At 49.2% G+C, this 2,624-nt stretch carries 1 protein-coding gene; it reads right to left on the bottom strand.

Annotated features, from left to right (window positions below; translation table 11 throughout):
- Nucleotides 1-337 precede the first annotated feature (337 nt).
- Nucleotides 338-1,981, bottom strand: a complete 1,644-nt coding sequence (locus ACR2PX_RS00270; protein ID WP_433997363.1) for a ricin-type beta-trefoil lectin domain protein — start codon at nt 1,979-1,981, stop codon at nt 338-340.
- Nucleotides 1,982-2,624 lie beyond the last annotated feature (643 nt).

Below are 2,624 nucleotides of genomic sequence, written 5' to 3'. Positions count from 1 at the left end.
GCCAAGCGAAAGGCAAGAGGCTATAAGAAACCGCACTTTAAAATTATGGTTTATTTACTGACTGGCAAGCTGAATTTCACCCGAGTGAATGAATCCTGCTTACCCACTTGAAATTCAAAAGAGCCACTATTGATATCCTCAGTGGTAAATCACTGAAAAGTCAGCCGCTGGCTAATCCAACACAAGATTCAAATCTTCTGAAAATAGGCAAGATCAACCTTCAATACAGTGTGGATGAAATGAAGCTGGGTACTGCTAACAGCGTTGCCGTTCATGGTGACCTGTTGGCTGTCGCTGTCGAAAACAGCAACAAGCAAAAGAAAGGTGTCGTCATACTTTATCTAAGATACTGCTTGGTCCAGAGCTGGTTCGAACCACGATGTGCGCTCCAAAGAGTGGCATTGGCACCATTGTGAGTGCCATTGGCATCAACAACAAAGCCGGCACTGTTTCTTGGGTGAATCATGCCATCACTCATGTCGAAAGTCTGATTGGAAGTATCAACACATTCCCACAGTTTCAACGTTCCACCGTCGTGTCTATCACCCTCATTATCGAGACAAAAACTGGGGTTTGCCCGGTTATGAAGTTTTCCAGTGGCCTGGTTGTACTTCCATTGCTGGTCCAGGGCTGAGTCCTGACAGTCCCATAGCTGAACATTGCTGTTTCTATGAACCTGATTATCATCACCCGGAATATCCAGACACTTGCCGCTGCGTTGGTCTTTTAATGAGAAAAACTCCTGGGCGAAAGGGTCAGCATAGTTATTGCTGTTATTGCCCAGAGAACGTTCCCACATCTGCAGATAGGCTTCGACGGAGTTCATGATGGAGTCATAGGCACTGGCCGTACCGGCGGTTCGAATGTCTTCGATATGATCAGCCAGCAGACCATAGTGAGCGACACCGTTCTGGTTGTAGTCGAACACTCTGTTGCCCGTCTTCTGGGGCTGGAATTCATATCGACCATCAAAAGACGTGAAGGGATACAGCAAAGGTCGCTTGTCCATGTCCGGTCTGGCTGCTGCTTGTTGTGCAAGGCCGTTGATGTCAGTACTGATGCCCACACCAATCAGATAGGGATACTGGTTGGCAAGACTGATCATTTTGTCGACTTCGTAGCTGACAGCGGAAGCATTCGAGTTATAGGTCGACATAATACCGCCCAGTCTGGCGATGCGGTCATGCAGTGTGCTTGGGTAGCCTCCAGGTGCTTTGGACAAATGACTGTGGCCCGTGATCACACCGGAATACTGCCTGCCTTCAGCCACTTTGAGTACGGAACTGGCCGTTTCATAGGACATATGATCCAGCTCGATCATCATACCCCGGTCAACCATCCGGTTAACCAGATAAACGCCTAGATCGGTCAGATTGTGCTGGTTGCAGTGCTTGTAGCTTTCATCGTAGTTTGGCTGTAGCCCCAAACCCTTAAGAATCTGCTTCAGTACCGGAACCTGACCAATCAGCGGGAAACCATTGGTCATGGGAACACCGTCAATGTCGGCAGGGCATTCACGGGTTTCAAAGAAACGACCAGAAGACAACGCCTGACCTACATTGATAAAGCCATCCTCGATACGGGTGCCACCAAACTGGTTGTCGAACCTGTGGACAGGATATAGCACTCTGACGCCCAGGCTGTGGACAAAGTTCAAATGGTTATCCACATCCGCTTTTGAGCAGCTCTTGTCGTTTAGACCGCAGTTAAACAGTTCCGAAACTTCCATGCCCATGACGACCGCCAATTTGTCCTGGCTGATCACCTGGCGGGCTTCGGCTGGCGAGTGAACGATTCTGAAGAACCCTTTTCCGGGCCCGCCAGCCTGGGCATCAATATAATCCTGCAGCTCCCTGATTCTCAGGGCTTGTAGCCTGACGCTTTCCATGGTGTTGCAGTTATTCGGATTGATCCAGCTGGCCGGGTTAATGATTTTCTGCGTATTACAGAGCACCTCATTCTCAACCAAATGGCTGACCATGACCCTGAGCCCGTTCTATCCAGCGGAAATAGGCCTGCTGGTGGGAAACGGTTTTCTGTTTTGTTCAGGAGGGAAAGTCCGGATAGCCACGGGTATCGTGACGGTCATTGATGTCAATCTCTCCCATCAGGTTCCCGATAATATCCAGTGCTCCCAGGGGCCATGGATATCTTTGCCATCGTCCAGTGCATGAGGGATGCCATAACGGTGGATAGGTGCTCCATGCAAGAACTTACCCCCGATAAATTCGTACGATGTCAGATGTGTGTGGATATCAGAGAACCCTTTAATCTGTGTACCAGCCTGAGGCAAATCATCTCTGACAGCTGGTCAGATTCAATTCCGCTTCCGCTTCCGGATAGGGGTTACAACCACTGGCCTGAACCAGTTTGAACTGTTGCTCGCCTGATACCAGTCTTGAGAAAAAAAGAACACCGTCGTCAGTACCCTTAAGTCCCGCTTAACGATCTGAAGAAGTAAGACAGAATGAACTGAAAGGAGCGCCCTCTGTGCTGTTCACTCATGTTACGCACTCAGCAAAATCTGCCATGCTTTAGAGCATGAACACAGAGCTGTTTGAGCTGTATAGCGATTACCTGCTGTCCTCATTCGGCAAAACGACAGCCACACAGCTGTCATCTTT

This window comes from Endozoicomonas sp., from assembly GCF_051008435.1.
Classification (GTDB): domain Bacteria; phylum Pseudomonadota; class Gammaproteobacteria; order Pseudomonadales; family Endozoicomonadaceae; genus Endozoicomonas_A.
This window is presented reverse-complemented; position numbering and strand designations above follow the sequence as displayed.